This window comes from Pseudomonas sp. fls2-241-TYG-175 (genome assembly GCF_030209155.1).
GTDB classification, from domain to species: domain Bacteria; phylum Pseudomonadota; class Gammaproteobacteria; order Pseudomonadales; family Pseudomonadaceae; genus Aquipseudomonas; species Aquipseudomonas viridiflava.
Genome location: NZ_JARVSO010000039.1, coordinates 93,117 through 110,962 on the forward strand (window position 1 = coordinate 93,117; position 17,846 = coordinate 110,962).

The 17,846-nt window shown below is 58.4% G+C and carries 16 protein-coding genes; 6 read left to right on the forward strand and 10 right to left on the reverse strand.

What is annotated here, in order from left to right; all coding sequences use genetic code 11:
* Positions 1–58 precede the first annotated feature (58 nt).
* The 8 genes from fabI to gloB all read right to left on the reverse strand — a co-directional run bounded on the left by fabI (position 59) and on the right by gloB (position 10,938).
* Positions 59–853 (reverse strand): enoyl-ACP reductase FabI, encoded by a 795-nt coding sequence (gene fabI / locus QRN20_RS22940; RefSeq protein WP_024687900.1) that lies wholly within the window; start codon positions 851–853, stop codon positions 59–61.
* Between the two features lie 18 nt (positions 854–871).
* On the reverse strand, positions 872–2,482 hold the full coding sequence (locus tag QRN20_RS22945; RefSeq protein ID WP_122606351.1) for an ABC transporter ATP-binding protein: 1,611 nt from the start codon (positions 2,480–2,482) through the stop codon (positions 872–874).
* Position 2,483: 1 nt separating this feature from the next.
* Positions 2,484–3,503 carry an ABC transporter permease gene (locus QRN20_RS22950; RefSeq protein WP_069144549.1) on the reverse strand — a complete coding sequence of 340 codons (1,020 nt, stop codon included), beginning with the start codon at positions 3,501–3,503 and terminating at the stop codon, positions 2,484–2,486.
* 1 nt (position 3,504) lies between these two features.
* Positions 3,505–4,578, reverse strand: a complete 1,074-nt coding sequence (locus tag QRN20_RS22955) for a microcin C ABC transporter permease YejB (RefSeq protein ID WP_004883916.1) — start codon at positions 4,576–4,578, stop codon at positions 3,505–3,507.
* A gap of 1 nt (position 4,579) precedes the next feature.
* Positions 4,580–6,436 (reverse strand): extracellular solute-binding protein, encoded by a 1,857-nt coding sequence (locus QRN20_RS22960; protein WP_004883917.1) that lies wholly within the window; start codon positions 6,434–6,436, stop codon positions 4,580–4,582.
* Positions 6,433–8,262, reverse strand: coding sequence for an extracellular solute-binding protein (locus QRN20_RS22965; RefSeq protein WP_029241490.1), 1,830 nt, complete (start codon positions 8,260–8,262; stop codon positions 6,433–6,435). The genes QRN20_RS22960 and QRN20_RS22965 overlap by 4 nt, the downstream gene beginning before the upstream one ends.
* A gap of 186 nt (positions 8,263–8,448) precedes the next feature.
* Positions 8,449–10,059: a LysM peptidoglycan-binding domain-containing protein gene (locus tag QRN20_RS22970; RefSeq protein ID WP_122423934.1), complete on the reverse strand. Its 1,611-nt coding sequence runs from the start codon at positions 10,057–10,059 to the stop codon at positions 8,449–8,451.
* Between the two features lie 99 nt (positions 10,060–10,158).
* On the reverse strand, positions 10,159–10,938 hold the full coding sequence (gloB, locus tag QRN20_RS22975; RefSeq protein WP_058430608.1) for a hydroxyacylglutathione hydrolase: 780 nt from the start codon (positions 10,936–10,938) through the stop codon (positions 10,159–10,161).
* Between the two features lie 81 nt (positions 10,939–11,019).
* Here gloB and QRN20_RS22980 point away from each other — a divergent pair, with 81 nt between their 5' ends.
* Positions 11,020–11,778, forward strand: coding sequence for a methyltransferase domain-containing protein (locus QRN20_RS22980; protein WP_004883925.1), 759 nt, complete (start codon positions 11,020–11,022; stop codon positions 11,776–11,778).
* A gap of 52 nt (positions 11,779–11,830) precedes the next feature.
* Complete coding sequence (rnhA, locus tag QRN20_RS22985; RefSeq protein WP_004883928.1) at positions 11,831–12,283, forward strand: ribonuclease HI; 453 nt, start codon at positions 11,831–11,833, stop codon at positions 12,281–12,283.
* On the opposite strand, the gene QRN20_RS22990 is transcribed toward rnhA, so the two are convergent.
* Positions 12,280–13,137 carry an MFS transporter gene (locus tag QRN20_RS22990; RefSeq protein WP_122606355.1) on the reverse strand — a complete coding sequence of 286 codons (858 nt, stop codon included), beginning with the start codon at positions 13,135–13,137 and terminating at the stop codon, positions 12,280–12,282. The genes rnhA and QRN20_RS22990 overlap by 4 nt on opposite strands.
* Before the next feature lie 795 nt (positions 13,138–13,932).
* Here QRN20_RS22990 and tli1a point away from each other — a divergent pair.
* The 3 genes from tli1a to QRN20_RS23005 all read left to right on the forward strand — a co-directional run bounded on the left by tli1a (position 13,933) and on the right by QRN20_RS23005 (position 16,738).
* A complete protein-coding gene (gene tli1a / locus QRN20_RS22995; protein ID WP_122588581.1) occupies positions 13,933–14,454 on the forward strand; it encodes a Tli1a family immunity protein in 522 nt (173 codons plus the stop codon).
* 924 nt (positions 14,455–15,378) lie between these two features.
* Positions 15,379–16,158, forward strand: a complete 780-nt coding sequence (dnaQ, locus tag QRN20_RS23000; protein ID WP_025994328.1) for a DNA polymerase III subunit epsilon — start codon at positions 15,379–15,381, stop codon at positions 16,156–16,158.
* 22 nt (positions 16,159–16,180) lie between these two features.
* A complete protein-coding gene (locus QRN20_RS23005; RefSeq protein WP_043302834.1) occupies positions 16,181–16,738 on the forward strand; it encodes a GNAT family N-acetyltransferase in 558 nt (185 codons plus the stop codon).
* A 32-nt stretch (positions 16,739–16,770) separates the two neighbouring features.
* On the opposite strand, the gene QRN20_RS23010 is transcribed toward QRN20_RS23005, so the two are convergent.
* Positions 16,771–16,983, reverse strand: a complete 213-nt coding sequence (locus QRN20_RS23010; protein WP_004883932.1) for a hypothetical protein — start codon at positions 16,981–16,983, stop codon at positions 16,771–16,773.
* Between the two features lie 213 nt (positions 16,984–17,196).
* Between QRN20_RS23010 and QRN20_RS23015 the strand changes: the two genes are divergently transcribed.
* A complete protein-coding gene (locus QRN20_RS23015) occupies positions 17,197–17,757 on the forward strand; it encodes an NADPH-dependent FMN reductase (RefSeq protein ID WP_122501101.1) in 561 nt (186 codons plus the stop codon).
* The last annotated feature ends 89 nt before the right edge of the window (positions 17,758–17,846 follow it).

Consider the following 17,846-nt stretch of genomic DNA (forward strand, 5'->3'; position numbering starts at 1 on the left):
GAGCGGCCTTCTTTTTGTACCCCGGAAAGTGCCGCTCGCAATGAGCGGCACCCGCCTGTCACTCTTCGATGTTGCCCATCGCGGTGGTGTTGAAGCCGCCGTCGACGTACATGATCTCACCGCTGATGCCCGAGGCCAGATCGGAGCACAGGAACGCGCCTGCGTTGCCGACTTCGTCGATGGTCACGTTGCGACGCAGAGGGGTCTGCGCTTCGTTGGCGGCCAGCATCTTGCGGAAGTTCTTGATGCCCGACGCTGCCAGCGTACGGATCGGACCTGCCGAAACCGCGTTGACGCGCGTGCCTTCAGGACCGAGGCTGCCAGCCAGGTAACGAACACCGGCTTCCAGACTCGCCTTGGCCATGCCCATCACGTTGTAGTTAGGCATGGTGCGCTCTGCGCCCAGGTACGACAGGGTCAGCAGGCTGCCATTGCGGCCTTTCATCATTTCGCGGCCGGCCTTGGCCAGTGCCACGAAGCTGTAGGCGCTGATGTCGTGAGCGATGCGGAAGCCCTCACGGGTGGTGGCTTCGGTGAAGTCGCCATCGAGCTGGTCGCCCGGCGCGAAACCTACCGAGTGGACGATCACGTCCAGGCCGTCCCACTTCTTGCTCAGCTCTTCGAAGACCTTGTTGATCTCTTCGTCGCTGGCCACGTCGCAAGGGAAGCACAGTTCAGGGCCCGAGCCCCAGCCTGCGGCGAACTCTTCGACACGACCCTTGAGTTTGTCGTTCTGGTAGGTGAAAGCAAGCTCTGCACCTTCACGATGCATGGCGGCAGCGATGCCGGATGCGATGGACAGTTTACTGGCGACACCGACGATCAGGACGCGCTTACCGGCGAGAAAACCCATGTGTTGTTCCTCTTCAGGTTAATCGACAGCGACTGGTGCCAAAAAGGCGGCTTCCAGAAGCTGCTGTGTATAAGGATGTTGCGGTGCGGCAAAAATAGCCTGCGCCGCACCCTGTTCGACCACTTGGCCTTGCTTGACCACCATCAGTTGGTGGCTCAGCGCTTTGACGACAGCCAGGTCATGGCTGATGAACAAATAAGTCAGGTTGTACTTGGTTTGCAGCGAGCGAAGCAGCTCGACCACCTGGCGCTGCACTGTCCGGTCGAGCGCCGAAGTCGGCTCATCCAGCAGTATCAGTGCCGGCTTGAGCACCAGGGCCCGGGCAATGGCGATCCTCTGTCGCTGACCACCAGAGAACTCGTGAGGGTAGCGGTGCCGGGTTTCCGGATCCAGACCTACTTCCCTGAGTGCTTCGATGATCGCCGTTTCCTGCTCGGCGGCCGTCCCCATGTTGTGAATGCGCAGGCCTTCGCCAACGATATCACTCACCGACATGCGTGGGCTCAGGCTGCCAAACGGGTCTTGGAACACCACCTGCATCTGTCTGCGCAACGGACGGACCTGTTGCTGCGACAGGGAGTCTAGCGGTTTGCCCCTGAAACGTATGGTGCCTTCGCTACCGATGAGCCTGAGAATCGCCAGGCCCAGCGTCGATTTGCCCGATCCGCTTTCACCCACGATCCCCAGTGTTTGCCCTTCCGGCAGGCTGAAACGGATACCGTCGACCGCCTTGACGTGATCGACGGTGCGCTTGAGCAGGCCTTTCTTGATCGGAAACCAGACTTTCAGGTCTTCGACCTCGAGCAGCGGAGCACCTGCGGGGTTGGTTGAAGGACCGCCGCTGGGCTCTGCGCTGAGCAACACTTTGGTGTACGGGTGCTGTGGTGAACGGAACAGCTCTTCGCACGATGCCTGTTCGACGATGCAACCGCGCTGCATGACACATACTCGGTTGGCTATTTGCCTCACAACGTTCAAATCGTGGCTGATCAGCAGCAGCGCCATGCCCAGCCGCGCCTGCAAATGCTTGAGCAATTCGAGGATTTTCAGCTGCACGGTCACATCGAGCGCGGTCGTCGGCTCGTCGGCAATCAATAGCTCAGGTTCGTTGGCCAGGGCCATGGCGATCATGACACGCTGGCGCTGGCCGCCTGACAGCTCGTGTGGTAGCGCTTTGAGGCGCTTGCGCGGCTCTGGTATGCCAACCAGATCCAGCAGCTCCAACGTGCGCTCAGTGGCCGCCTTGCCGGTCAGGCCCTTGTGCAGGCCCAAGACTTCGTTGATCTGCTTTTCCACTGAATGCAGCGGGTTCAGCGAGGTCATCGGCTCCTGGAAAATCATGGCGATGCGGTTGCCACGGATCGAGCGCAACTTTTTCTCTTCGACCTTCAGCAGGTCGTCGCCCGCATAACGGATGGTGCCGCTGGGATGGCTGGCGATGGGGTAGGTCAGCAGACGCAGGATCGAGTGCGCAGTCACGGATTTGCCCGAGCCACTTTCACCGACCAGCGCCAGGGTTTCGCCACGCCGGATATCGAAACTGATGTTCTCGACCACCCGTTGCCGCGAGTCGCCCGTCACGAACTCGACCGCCAGATCGCGGATTTCGATCAGATTGTCATTGTTCATCTTATTTCCTTGGGTCGAAAGCATCGCGGGCGGATTCGCCGATGAACACCAGCAGGCTCAGCATCAGGGCCAGCACCGCAAAGGCGCTGATCCCCAGCCAGGGGGCCTGCAGGTTGGATTTGCCCTGCGCGACCAGTTCGCCCAGCGAAGGCGATCCGGCAGGCAGGCCGAAGCCCAGGAAGTCCAGTGCTGTCAGGGTGCCGATCGCACCCGTGAGAATGAACGGCATGAAGGTCATGGTCGATACCATGGCGTTGGGCAGGATGTGACGGAACATGATCGCGCCGTTCTCCATGCCCAGTGCGCGGGCGGCACGCACGTATTCCAGGTTGCGGCCCCGCAGGAACTCTGCACGCACCACGTCCACCAGACCCATCCAGGAGAACAGCAGCATGATGCCCAGCAGCCACCAGAAGTTGGGCTGCACGAAACTGGCCAGAATGATCAGCAGGTAGAGCACCGGCAGCCCGGACCAGACTTCCAGAAACCGCTGGCCCAGCAGATCGACCCAGCCACCGTAGAAGCCCTGCAGCGCACCGGCCACCACCCCAATGATCGAGCTGAGTATGGTCAGGGTCAGGGCGAACAACACCGAGATTCTGAAACCGTAGATCACCCGTGCCAGCACATCACGGCCCTGGTCGTCAGTGCCCAGCAGGTTCTCCCGCGACGGCGGGGCGGGAGCGGGGACTTTCAGGTCATAGTTGATGCTCTGGTAGCTGAACGGGATCGGCGCCCACAGGGTCCAGCCGCCCTTGGCCGCCAGCAGCTCCTTGATATAGGGGCTCTTGTAGTTGGCTTCCAGCGGGAATTCACCACCGAAGGTGGTTTCCGGATAACGCTCCAGCACCGGGAAATACCATTGGCCGTCGTAACGCACGGCCAGCGGCTTGTCGTTGGCGATCAGTTCGGCGCCCAGGCTCAGGCCGAATAGCAGCAGGAACAGCCACAGTGACCACCAGCCGCGTTTGTTGGCCTTGAAACGTTCGAAGCGGCGGCGATTGAGAGGAGACAGCTTCATATCAATGCTTCCTGCTTTCAAAGTCGATGCGCGGGTCTACCAGCGTATAAGTGATGTCGCCAATCAGCTTCACCACCAGACCCAGCAGGGTGAAAATGAACAGCGTGCCAAACACCACGGGGTAATCGCGGTTGATGGCCGCTTCAAAACTCATCAGGCCCAGACCGTCCAGGGAGAAGATCACTTCCACCAGCAGCGAGCCGGTGAAGAAGATGCCCATGAAGGCGGCCGGGAAGCCGGCAATCACCAGCAGCATCGCGTTGCGGAACACATGGCCGTAAAGCACTTTGTGATTGCTCAGGCCCTTGGCCTTGGCGGTGGTGACGTACTGTTTGCTGATCTCGTCGAGAAAGCTGTTCTTGGTCAGCAGGGTCATGGTCGCGAAGTTGCCGATCACCAGCGCAGTGACCGGCAGCACCAGATGCCAGAAGTAATCGAGAATCTTGCCCGCCGTGCTCAGCTCCTCGAAGTTGTTCGAGGTCAGCCCGCGCAAGGGGAACCAGTTGAAGTAACTGCCGCCGGAAAACACCACGATCAACAGAATCGCGAACAGGAAGGCCGGTATCGCGTAGCCGACGATGATTGCCGAACTGGTCCAGACGTCGAAGTGGCTGCCGTGGCGGGTTGCCTTGGCGATACCCAGCGGGATCGACACCAGATACATGATCAGGGTGCTCCATAGCCCGAGGGAAATGGACACCGGCATCTTCTCGACGATCAGGTCGATCACCTTGGCGTCCCTGAAGAAGCTGTCACCGAAATCCAGCGTGGTGTAGTTCTTGATCATGATCCACAGGCGTTCCGGTGCAGACTTGTCGAAGCCGTACATGCGCTCGATTTCCTTGACCAGCGCCGGATCCAGACCCTGCGCGCCCCGGTAGTTCGAACCCGCTACCGAAACCTCCGCGCCACCGCCGGCAATGCGGCTGGTGGCACCGTCGAAGCCTTCGATCTTGGCGATCATCTGCTCGACAGGTCCGCCGGGCGCGGCCTGAATGATGATGAAGTTGATGATCAGGATCCCGAACAGGGTCGGAATGATCAGCAGCAGCCTTCGCAGAATATAGGCCAGCATGTTATTGCTCCGTGCTCGCGGGGGCGGTCTGGTCAGGGGGGGATGAGGCTGGAACTGCCGGTTGTGCATCCGGCTTGGCCCACCACGTCATCAGGCCGATATCCGACAAGGCTTTGGCTTTCGGGTGGTCAAGGTGATTCCAGTAGGCGACGCGCCAGGTCTTGATGTGCCAGTTGGGCACAACGTAGAACCCCCACAGCAATACTCTGTCCAGCGCCTTGGTGTAAGTGATCAGGCTTTGTCTGGAATCGGCGTTGATCAGACCGCTTACCAGAGTGTCGATTGCCGGATCCTTGAGGCCTATGACATTTCGGCTGCCAGGGTTGTCAGCGCTGGACGAGTCGAAGTACACCCGCTGCTCGTTACCGGGTGAACTGGACTGCGGAAAGCTGCTGACGATCATGTCGTAGTCACGTGAACGCAGGCGGTTGATGTATTGCGACACGTCGGCGCGGCGGATCACCAGTTCGATACCCAGATCGCTCAGGTTGCGTTTGTAGGGCAGCAGAATGCGTTCGAACTCGGTCTGTGCGATCAGGAACTCCAGTTTGACCGGGTTACCCTGAGTGTCGACCATCTTGTCATCAACGATTTTCCAGCCAGCTTCCTGCAGCAGTTGAAAGGCGCGACGCTGCTGCGGACGGATCATGCCGCTGCCGTCGGTGACCGGCAGCGTGAACGCTTCGGTGAACACCCGGTCCGGAATCTTGCCGCGCAGGGGCTCCAGAATTTTCAACTCTTCGGGGGAGGGTAGCCCGCTGGAGGCCATTTCCGAATTGTCGAAATAGCTCTTCGTGCGGCTGTAGGAGCCGTTGAACAATTGCTTGTTGGTCCATTCGAAATCCAGCAACAGCGTCAATGCCTCGCGCACGCGAGCGTCCTGAAACACCGGTTTGCGCAGGTTGAGCACGAAGCCCTGCATGCCGGTCGGGTTGCCGTTCGGAAGTTCTTCCTGGATGAGTCGTCCAGCCTTGACCGCAGGTGTGTTGTACGCCGTGGCCCAGTTCTTGGCGCTGGTTTCTATCCAGTAATCGAATTGGCCGGCTTTACCCGCTTCCAGCGCCACGGTGTTGTCGCGATAGTAATCGGTGGTCAACACGTCGAAGTTGTAAAAGCCCTTGTTTATCGGCAGGTCCTTGGCCCAGTAGTCCTTGACTCGCTCGTAGCGCACTGAACGCCCGGCTTTTACATCGACGACCTTATAGGGCCCGCTGCCCAGCGGGAAATCCAGATTGCCCTTGCTGAAATCCCGTGTGGCCCAGAAATGCTTGGGCAATACCGGCAGTTGTCCAAGGATCAGTGGCATCTCGCGGCTGCCCTTGTGCTTGAACTTGAACAGTACGCGCAGCGGGTCTTCAACGACGACCTGGTCGACATCGGCGTAGTAGCCTTTGTACATGGGCGAGCCATGCTCCATCAGTGTCTTGAAGCTGAACTCCACGTCTTCGGCACGGACAGGGTGACCGTCGTGGAAGCGTGCCTCGGGACGCAGATAGAAACGCACCCAGCTGTTGTCGGGAGCCTTCTCGATCTTGCCAGCGATCAGTCCGTATTCACTGAACGGCTCGTCAAGGCTGGCGCGGGCCAGAGTGTCGTAGATCAGACCGATATCATCTGCAGGCACCCCCTTGTTGATGAACGGGTTCAGGCTGTCAAACCCGCCGAAACCGGCTTGGCGGAGCGTGCCACCTTTCGGGGCATCCGGGTTCACATAGTCGAAGTGCTTGAAGTCGGCCGGATATTTGGGCGCTTCGTCGTACAGCGTCACGGCGTGCTGAGGTGCAGCCTGTACCGAGCAGGCCAGGCTTGCCAACAGCAGCGCGGCTGTTCGCAGGCGCAGGGAATGCAAAGGGTTCATCGGGGCTTCTCCAGAGACTTGAGCCACCACGCACGCAGCCCCAGGGTGTAGGGCGGGGTGGTGACCATGGCGAATCGATTGCGATACGCAAGACGATGATTGTTCAGGTACCAGTTCGGAATGCTGTAGTGCTGGGACAGCAGGACGCGATCCAGCGCGCGGGCGGTGGCCACCTGCTCATCGCGGGTCTGGGCAGCCAGCAGTTTGTTCAGAAGGCCGTCTACCACCGGGTTGGCGACACCTGCGTAGTTCTTGCTGCCGTGGATGGACGCCTGGCTCGAATGAAAGTACTGCCACTGCTCCAGGCCTGGGCTGAGCGTCTGCTGCAGGGTCATGAGGATCATGTCGAAGTCGAAACGATCCAGGCGCTGCTTGTACTGTGCGCGGTCCACGGTGCGCAGGCCCGCATTGATGCCCAGGCGGCGCAGGTCTTCGATATAGGGCAATAGAATGCGTTCCAGACTGGGATTGACCAGCAGGATCTCGAAACGCAGCGGCTGGTTGTCGGCGTTGACCAGGCCCCTGTCGGTGAGCTTCCAGCCTGCGCTGCCCAGCAGGCTCAATGCCTTGCGAAGGGCTTCACGCGGGATGCCGCCGCCATCGGTTTTCGAGGGCATGAATGGTTGAGTAAAGAGGCTGGGCGGCAGTTGGTCCCGATAGGGCGCCAGCGCAAGCCACTCACCACCTGTTGGCAGCCCGGTCGCGGAAAACTCACTGTTCGGGTAGTAGCTGGTCGAACGGGCGTAGGCATCGCTGAATAGGGTACGGTTGGTCCATTCGAAGTTGAACAGCAGCCCCAGCGCTTCCCGAACCCGGACATCGGCGAACGCCGCGCGGCGAGTGTTCATGAACAACCCCTGGGTCTGGGTCGGGATCCGGTGCGGTATCTGCGCCTTGATCACGTCCCCGTTGGCAACCGCCGGAAAGTTGTAGCCGTTGGCCCAGTTTTTCGCCTGATGCTCGATATAGATATCGAACTCGCCGCCCTTGAACGCCTCGAAGGCCACATCGTTGTCGCGGTAGAACTCCACTTCAACGCGGTCGAAATTGTACTTGCCGCGGTTGACCGGCAGGTCCTTGCCCCAGTAATCCTTGACCCGTTCGAAGATCAACTGGCGCCCCGGTTGCACACGAGTGATGCGATAGGGGCCGCTGCCCAGTGGCGGCTCGAAGGTGGTGGCCTTGAAGTCCCGGTCCTTCCAGTAATGCTGTGGCAGTACCGGCAGTTCACCCAGACGCAGGATCAGCAGCGGATTACCGGCCCGTTTGAACACGAAGCGGATGCGGTGCCGGTCGAGAATGTCGACGCGCTGCACTTCCTGCAGGGCGGTGCGGTATTGAGGGTGACCGTCCTTGAGCAGCGTGCGGTACGAGAACGCCACGTCGTAGGCAGTGATCGGCTTGCCGTCGTGAAAGCGTGCCTGAGGGCGGATATTGAATACCACCCAACTGCGGTCTTCGCTGTATTCGACAGACTGGGCGATCAGGCCGTAGCTGGAGGTCGGCTCATCGCCGGAAGGATCGTACTGCCCGGTGCCGACCATCAGCGTCTCGTTCAGCTCGTTGACGCCGTATTGCAGGAAATTGCCGGTCGATACCGGGCTGGTGCCTTTGAAGGTGTAGGGGTTGAGCGTGTCGAACGTGCCGAAGGCCATCATTCTCAGGGTGCCACCCTTCGGCGCCTCGGGATTGACCCAGTCGAAGTGAGTGAAGCTGGCCGGGTACTTGAGGACGCCAAACTGCGCATAACCGTGACTTTCGGTAATGGCTGCATTGGCGCAGAAGCTCAAGGCCAGACTGACGATTAGCAGGAAGGGACGTATCACGATCCAGGCGACTTGGGCTTTCGGGTCGCTAACAGTAACAGCTTGTCCCGACAGGAAAAAGACTGGAGAAGGGCGCATGACTGGAGAACAACAGAGTGCAGGTGTTCAGGTCAATCTCGGGCGGTAATACGGAGGCTTTCCTGGATCATGCCAATGCAGGGCATCGGCATGATCCGGAGCAGTTCATCAGTGTGGCAGATAGACCGTGAGGGTCTGGCCGGGCTTGAGAGCCTGGCCGGTACGCGGGTTCCAGCGCTTGAGATGTTGCATCTCGACGTTGAAGCGCTTGGCGACCAGGTACATCGAGTCACCTTTCTGGATCTTGTACTGCATGGATTTCTTTTCGCCATCCTTGCTGCTGGCGCTGGCAACGGCCTTACTGCTGGTTTTGCTGGTTTTGCTGGTTTTGCTGTTGTCCTGCATCACCAGAGTCTGACCGATCTTGAGCTTGTGACCGGACAACTTGTTCCAGCGCTGCAAATCCTCCACATCGACCTTGTTGGCCTGTGCGATGGTGGTCAGGTTGTCGCCGTTCCTCACTTTGTAGGTGCGGCTGCGAGCCGGCTTCTCATTGCTGGCCAGTGCCTCGAACACCGGCTGCGAGGTGTTCAGGCCCGGCTTGACCGGAATGCTCAACGACTGGCCGGCTTTCAGGCGATTGCCCGCCAGCTTGTTGTTGCTCTTGATCGAGCTGACGGTGACCTGATAACGGCTTGCGAGGCTTTCAAGCGTGTCGCCACGGCGAACGCGGTAAGGCTGCCAGGCGACCAGTTCTTCCTGCTTCATGGTCGACAGGCTGGCGGTCAACAGCTGCGCCTTGGACGTTGGCACCAGCAGATGCTGGGGGCCGTCGATGGTCAGGCGCTTCTTGAAAGCAGGGTTGAGCTGGATAAGCTCGTCTTCGTCGATGTCGGCGGCGCTCGCCACTTTGGACAGATCGACGCGCTTGTTGAGCTCGACGACTTCGAAGTAGGGTTCGTTGGCAATCGGGTTCAGATTGACGCCATAGGCTTCCGGCGACAGCACCACCTGTGACAGCGCCAGCAGTTTGGGCACGTAGTCACGGGTTTCCTGCGGCAGCGGCAGGTTCCAGTAGTCAGTCGGCAGGTTGAGCTTGTCGTTACGTTCGATGGCGCGGCTGACCGTGCCTTCTCCGGCGTTATAGGCCGCAAGCGCCAGCAGCCAGTCACCGTTGAACATGTCGTGCAGACGTGTCAGGTAATCCAGTGCGGCAACGGTCGACGCCTGAATGTCGCGGCGTCCGTCGTAGAAATTGGTCTGACGCAGATTGAAGTAGCGCCCCGTCGACGGGATGAACTGCCAGAGGCCTACGGCCTGGCTGCGCGAGACGGCCATCGGGTTGTAGGCGCTTTCGATAACAGGAAGTAGGGCCAGTTCGAGCGGCATGTTGCGCTCTTCCAGACGCTCGACGATGTAATGCATATAAAGACTGCCGCGCTCGCCAGCGTTTTCCAGAAAGGAAGGGTTGTTGGCGAACCAGAGGCGCTGCTGATCGATGCGAGGGTTCTGATCGTTGCCCTGCTGCAACTGGAAACCCTGACGCATACGCTCCCAGACATCCTGAGGCGGTGCCTGCGGGGTGGCGGTCTTGTTGGTCAGAAAGATGGGTTTTTGCTTGATGCCGGTGGCCAGATTCGGCGCGCGGTATGAGCTGGAAGAATCGACGTGGGCTGTGCTCTGACAGCCGACCAGAAGCGCACTCGCTGCTACAGCCACGGCCTGGGCCAACCGAGTCAATGCGTCCGAATTTACAGGCTTGCTAATAGATGACGACATTGTTCGGGGGGTACATCCAGACGAAAATGTCGGGCGATTCTAGAAAGCGTGCTGCCGCTGGTCAACCTTTCAGAATTTTATTGCGATTTGACGGTCGTTTCAGAACTTGTCTTTCCATGCCCTCAAGCGGGCAAAGACCGCACTCTGCGAGGTGTTTTCCACGCCGGCCCGTTCGTCCGCTTTTTCTTTAACGGATGTTTCATGGGTGCGCAGGAAGGGGTTGGTGCGTCGTTCAAGCGCCAGATTGGAAGGCAGGGTGATACGATTTTCCTCTCGCAACTGAATGACCTCGGCAAGACGCTCGGCGATATCCTTGTTGTCGGGCTCGACGGCCTGAGCGAACTTGAGGTTGCTCAGTGTGTACTCGTGGGCGCAGTAGATCAGAGTACTGTCCGGCAGGGCGGCCAGTCGGCCGAGCGATGTATGCATCTGCTCCGGTGTGCCTTCGAACAGCCTGCCGCAGCCTGCTGCAAACAGGGTGTCGCCGCAGAACAGCAGCGGCCGGGTGGCGTCATCGTGGTAGAAGGCTATATGGCCGAGGGTGTGCCCCGGAACCGCGTGAACGGTGAAGTCCAGACCCAGCACTGTAATGACGTCATGGTCGACAAGCGCAACGTCGCGCGCAGGGATGGTTTCCGCCTGCGGCCCCAGCACTCTGGCGTTCGTCATTTGCTTGATCTGCGCGACACCGCCTACGTGATCGTTGTGATGATGCGTGATCAGGATATCGGTGAGCTGATGATCCGGGTGATCGTTCAGCCAGGCCAGCACCGGGGCTGCGTCTCCCGGATCGACCACGGCGCAGCGTTTGGCCGAAAGGTCTTGTAACAACCAGATGTAGTTGTCATTGAAAGCGGGAAGGGCATGGATCTGTATCATGGCGCAGTTCGCATCGCAGGGAACAATCGTGCATCTTAGAGTCTGTTGCCGTTGTATGCGAGCACCTCTGGAGGAGAACTCATGACCGATGAAGCGTTCGCTCAGGCTGATCCTGAGTGGCTTGCCCTGATCAGCGCCGCTCGCCAATGGCTGTCCGGCCCGCTGGGCCAGCTTCTGCTCGAAGAGGAGCGCCGGGTTCTGGAAGAGGAACTCGGCCGCTACTTTGGCGGCTACCTTGTGCATTACGGGCCGTCGGCCGAAACCCCGCCGGTGGCCCATCAGGTGCAGCGCAATGTGCGGCTCGGCGCGCCATTGCCGGGGGTCGAAATCGTCTGTGAAGAACAGGCCTGGCCGTTGAGCGAGCACGCCGCCGATGTGGTGGTGCTGCAACATGGTCTGGATTTCTGCCTGTCGCCCCATGGCCTGCTGCGTGAAGCTGCCAGCAGCGTGCGGCCGGGCGGGCACTTGCTGATCATTGGCATCAATCCCTGGAGCGCCTGGGGCGTACGCCATGTTTTTGCCCGCGATGCGCTGCGCAAGGCCCGTTGCATCTCGCCTTCACGCGTTGCCGACTGGCTCAACCTGCTGGGCTTCGCGCTGGAGAAACGCCGCTTCGGATGCTATCGTCCGCCTCTTGCTTCGGCGGCGTGGCAGGCACGGCTTCTAGGGCTGGAAAACCTTGGCGAAGGGCGACAGAGCCCCGGCGGCGGCTTCTATCTTCTGGTCGCACGCAAGCTGGTGGTGGGTCTCAGGCCGTTGCGCCAGGTGCGTCGCGAACCGATGGGCAAGCTGATTCCGCTGCCCATGGCCAAGGTCAGCCGCACCACCCAGGACTCCTGAGTCCAGACCTGCCCACGCCCGCCATGAAGCCCATCATTCTGGAAAGGTTGTAATGAGCGATAGCGTAGAACTCTTCACTGACGGCGCCTGCAAAGGCAACCCCGGCCCCGGCGGCTGGGGCGCACTGCTGGTCTGCAAGGGCGTCGAGAAGGAGCTGTGGGGCGGCGAAGCCAACACCACCAACAACCGCATGGAACTGACCGGCGCCATCCGCGGCCTCGAAGAGCTCAAGCGTCCCTGCGAAGTCACGCTGGTCACCGACTCGCAATACGTGATGAAAGGCATCACCGAGTGGATGGTCAACTGGAAGAAACGCGGCTGGAAAACCGCAGCCAAGGAACCGGTCAAGAATGCCGATCTCTGGCAGCAACTGGACGAACAGGTCAGCCGACACACCGTGAAATGGCAATGGGTACGCGGTCATATCGGCCATCCCGGCAACGAACGTGCCGACCAGTTGGCCAACCGTGGCGTCGACGAAGTGCGTGGCATCAAGCACGGCTAGACAGTAGAAGGCTGGCGGGTTGAATAAGCGTCAGCCATTAACCTTCTACATTCTTCAGGTTTCAACGCCAGCGTTTTGAAGGCATAGAGCGAAAGCGCTACGTTGTTGACGCCCAATGAAAAACCATACAAAGCCACGCCTGTCAGCAGCGTTCGAATCGACGCTTGCCCCCGTGAGAATCGCAAACCGTCCAGAAAACCAGTCCACAATGCCGGTTGTTGCTGCTCGACCAGCAAGCGCTTGCGAAGGCCTTTGGTCGAAAAGATGCACAGCGCAGAACAGATGAACGCCAGCACATTGGTCAAAACCGCCCAGACAGGCCCTGCCCAGACAAATAGTGCAGGTCCCAGAGACGCCGACAGTACCGAAACGCCCGTCAGGGAAAACATCGCCTTGGCGGATGCTTCCACCCGGCGCTCGGGCGGGATGACGATTTGCATGATGGCTTGACGGGACGGGTTGAAGAACTGCGCAGCCACACTGTTAGCAAACAGTAATATGAGTATCCCCGTCAGTACCTGCATCTGGTCAAGTTCAGACTGCGAATAAATCGCTGCAAATGCCAGAAAATTGAGCACCCTGATGACGTCGGCACTGATCATCACGTTCAGCGGCGTCATGCGATCTACCCATGCCCCCGCAATTGGAGCCACCAGCACGCGAGGAATCGCAGATGCGGCCACCGCCAGTCCCAGGGCGGTTGGCAAGAAGGCGCTGTCATGGAAAAGATCGGTTGCCAGCCAAACGATGACAGTCGCTTCAAAAACAAACTCCCCAAAGGAAGAAAGCGCTTGCCCCAGCCACAAGAGCGAGAAGTTTCTGCCGATGAAAAATTTTGTAAGTCGGTTTCCCATACTCAAAATCCCCTGTGCTTTTTAGTCTGGCTTGGTTATAGAATTTGCCTGGATTATTTTATGTATTAAGTACTTTTGAAGTGGGTTGAGTGCGGTGTGTTTGGTTATCGATTTACAGCGGGTTTCTTGAAAAGTCGAGCTTTAACGTCTTTAACTTCAAGATGGCTGCTGGCTGGTGCAGGTGCCGTTAGTTAAATTGTGTAAATATTTTCCTTGAGCAGCATGGATTTATAGCTGGCCATGCTCGTGTTGTCTAATCATTCATCCTGTGGGTTAGCTTTCTGTTTCTGTGAAATATCAATATCAGTCTGGAGAAGGGTCTGCTTCTTGATTGTAGAACGTGAAGCCATTGGCATGGCTAAATGCTTGTCTGCTGTAAAGAACGGAGCTGTGTACGGTATTTTGCGCGTCATCAAAGGCCTGCGGGAAGTGGAGTCACTGCACAGTTCCCTCAGTAGCGTCTTTAAGCGAAAGCAAGATATAGGCGAAGGCTGTGATCAATGCCTTTCTTAAAATAAGTTGTAGGATGTTTCTTCAAAGTACTACTGAAGTTTCTCTGTTTTCATTTCGGGCTGGTAAATATTATTTGGAATGGTTCACTAAAGAAGGTACACGGTCTGTGCAAAAAAAGAATGTCAGGTAAGGAAGAGTTTATGACGTTAAACCGTTTCCAGAATGCAGTACTCAGGCCACCCGGGCCGGACTGATCCTCACGCCCCAGCGCGAAGCCCACACCCTTGAACGGTTGCGCCATTACCTCGCAACCCATTGCGACGAACACAGGAAGTGAATGTTATGACCCTAACCAGGAGCGGCCGCTATAGCGTCGCCCGGCTCGGCGTATGTGTGGGCGTATTGCTCGCACAGGGCGCGCAGGCCAGCACCCTTGAAGCCATCAACCACACCCACTGGGCGATCAACCGCTTCAGCGTCGATGGCCGTTCGGGTATCGACATCATCGGTCCGTATCAGGGCGGTGGGGGCGGTTGCTGTTATGTCGCGCCGTCGCGCTGGGAGCCGGGGATGACGGTGCGTGTTGATTGGGAGACTGGTGTGGCTTATCCCGATGGTTTCCCGGGTTTTGTTGACGAAGCCAAGTATGACGCTTGGGCAGTAAAAATAATTGCCCAAAAACGCCGACACACCAAAACAGTGCCTGTTCCCGACTACACCGGCCAGAACGTCTGCGGTCTCACCGTGCATTTCCTGCCATGCGATGAGCTTCAGGTCACGACGTCCTGCTACGCCTATGGCAGCCCCGAATACCCGATCAAGACCGCGCTGTACCTGCCGGAGCCTCAGTCATGTTCACAGTAATGCGCGATTTCGATCAGGAGGTGTGGCGATGAAGCCGATGATCCGTCAGGGCGATACGTTGCTGGAGTTTGGTGGGCAGGTGCTTGAAGGACATTATGCGTGTCACTGCAAGCCCATGGCCTGTCACTCATCTTTATACACAAGTCCGCCCCAACACTGATCGTGCCCATCGCTCCGCGTGGGCATGCCTCTCGTGACGCTCCGCGTCACAGATGGCACAGATGGCACAGATTGCGGATTCAGTGATCCGAGCGCATGACGTGTTTAACAATGAGCGCTGGAGCTTTGGCATGCAGCCCACGATGCTGTGCACCACATTCCAGAGCGGACGCGGAGCGTCCTGAGAGGCATTACCACGCTGGAGCGTGGGAACGATCAGCGTTATCTCAAGCACGCCGATCATGCCCATCCTTAAGCTCAGCGTCATACCCAGGTCTTGCTGCAACCACAGGGTATGTACTCAGCCAGATGCTTACGTTCTGGCCCCGTTTTGCGCGTCTTCCAGACTTGTGTATGACGATGAGTGGCCTGTCAGGGGGATGCCGTGCAGTTTAATCGGCATGGTCTGGCCAAGTCTGGTGGCTGATCCGTCTTCTGGTAAAAGCCCGTACTGCGCCCTTCGAAGACGGCGACAGTTGTTACCGTAGGTTGCTCAAGACACCTAACGGCTTGAACCTGACCTAAGTACCTTCGCACTAATTTGGACGCCGGTCCGTTGGTACGCCTCAGGTTGAGGCGCTTCAGGTTGCCGCAGCAGATATTTCTCAAGAGCATGGCAGGGGGCGTACCAGCCGTGCAGCATGCGAAACAAATCGAGATATCCTGCAAACAGAACGCCCTAGACAATCAGGCACACATCGACACGACATTCAGCCATCCGCCACAGCATGCTAATATCGCGGCCTGCAAACGAGGCATCAGTTCATGGCATTGCAAAACACAGACAACAGATCGATCGTACTCGACACCGAAACCACCGGTATGCCGGTGACCGACGGGCACCGCATCATCGAGATCGGTTGCGTCGAGCTGATCGGCCGTCGCCTGACCGGGCGGCATTTTCACGTTTACCTGCAACCTGATCGCGAGAGTGATGAAGGCGCCATCGGCGTGCACGGTATCACCAACGAATTTCTGGTCGGCAAGCCGCGCTTTGCCGAAGTCGCCGATGAATTCTTCGAGTTCATCAAGGGCGCTCAGCTGATCATCCACAACGCGGCGTTCGACGTTGGTTTTATCAACAACGAATTTGCGTTGATGGGCGCTCACGACAAGACCGACATCACCCAGCACTGTACGGTGCTCGACACCCTGATGATGGCCCGCGAGCGGCATCCTGGGCAGCGCAACAGCCTCGATGCACTCTGCAAGCGTTACGGCGTCGACAACTCGGGTCGTGAACTGCACGGCGCCTTGCTCGACTCCGAGATTCTGGCTGACGTTTATCTGGCAATGACCGGCGGACAGACTAGTCTGTCGCTGGCGGGCAATGCGTCCGATGGCAATGGTTCGGATGGTGGGTCGAGCAATCGTGGCAGTGAGATCCGCCGCCTGCCTGCCGATCGCACCCCGTGCCGAATCATTCATGCCAGCGAAAGTGAACTGGCCGAGCATGAAGTGCGTATGTCTACGATCGCCAAGGCATCCGGCGCGCCTGCGCTGTGGGTGCAACTGCTGGAGGCCCAGGCGCAGGCTTCATCCTGACAGCAACCGGCAAAGTGGTGACATGACTGTGGCAAACCCTGCTCTGAGTATCCGCGTCGCGGACGAGTGCTTCGAGGATTACATCCTCAACAGCGAATTCACGTTTACCGTTCGCGGTTACGCAACGCCGAAGGTCGGGGAAAGTGTCGAGTCCTGGCAGGTGGAGCCTGTAGAGCCTTATCGCAAGAATTACGGCATCGATTCACAGGAGTTCTGTGATTACCGGGATTCTGCCGGCAGCTCGGTGCTGGTCGCGTGGCTGGATGGGCGGGCAGTCGGGCACATGGTGCTCAGTACCCACTGGAGCGGGTATGCCTATGTCGATGAGTTGGCCGTCGACGAGTCGGCGCGACGTCATGGCGTAGCGCGGTCACTGCTGGACGTCGCCCAGTTCTGGAGTCGCAAGCGCAACCTTCCCGGCATCATGCTGGAAACCCAGAACAACAATCTGGCGGCCTGCAAACTGTATGAGCAGTGTGGATTCGTGGTCGGCGGTGTGGACCACATGCGCTACAGGGGCATTGATCCGCAGACCCGCGAATCGGCGATCTTCTGGTATCTGATCTTTCCCCAGCCCTGATTCGCGCATGAACAGGGCCTGATGGTCGGGGTTTACTTCGGCAGGCGGGTCATCTTCACGCCGGACTGCACCAGTTCGAAATCGTCCCCACCCAGATGCTTGACCCGGTCGCCGATAGCCAGGCGATAAGTGATCACAGGCTGACCCTGAGCCTCATCGGGCTGCGATTCATGAAATTCATGCACCGGATAAACGCGACCTTCCGCATCTCTGGCATGAAATTGTCCGACGAGAACTGAAGCCATTTGCTTTGAAACCTCTGAAACTGAATATAACTGCTGGTTTACGAATTCATCGAGGGGTGTAGACCACTGATTTATAGGGGAGTTTGCCGCCTGCAAAAAAATAGTCGGCGCTTGTGTCTGCCGGGGGCAGGGAATGAAAGCGCCTTCGGTTCGTCTAAACCCCTTGCGTGATCTATACCTTACCCTTTCATGAATCAGATGACGGATATTTCCATGAGCCAGATTCATTCCATCGCCGTATTGGTCGGCAGTCTACGCAAAGCGTCCATCAACCGTAAGATCGCCCTTGCTCTGGCGGAGCTGGCCCCTGCGAATTTAAAGCTGAATATCGTCGAAATTGGCGATCTGCCGCTGTACAACGAAGACATCGATGGCGAATCTGTTCCGCCTGCCTACACCGCGTTTCGCGAGCAACTCGCGGCCGCTGACGGGTTTCTTTTCGTGACGCCCGAGTACAACCGCTCGGTGCCAGGTGCTCTGAAAAACGCTATCGATGTAGGCTCGCGCCCTTACGGAAAAAGTGCGTTCAGCGGTAAGCCGGGTGCGGTCATCAGTGCGTCCCCCGGCGCGATCGGCGGCTTTGCTGCAAACCATCACCTGCGCCAGTCACTGGTATTTCTGGATGTGCCTTGTCTGCAGCAGCCGGAAGCCTATCTGGGCAATGCCGGCACATTTTTCGATGAGGCCGGTACGCTGTCCGAAAAGGCACGACCCTTCCTGCAGAGCTTCATCAACGCGTTCGCCGCCTGGGTCGAAAAGAACCACAAGGCTTGAGTGCCGTGCGCTGATTGGTCCCCGCTCAGGCGGGCTGACGAATTGCCTTATGTAACGCAGCCCTTCGGCTGCAATCAATAAGCTGTTTC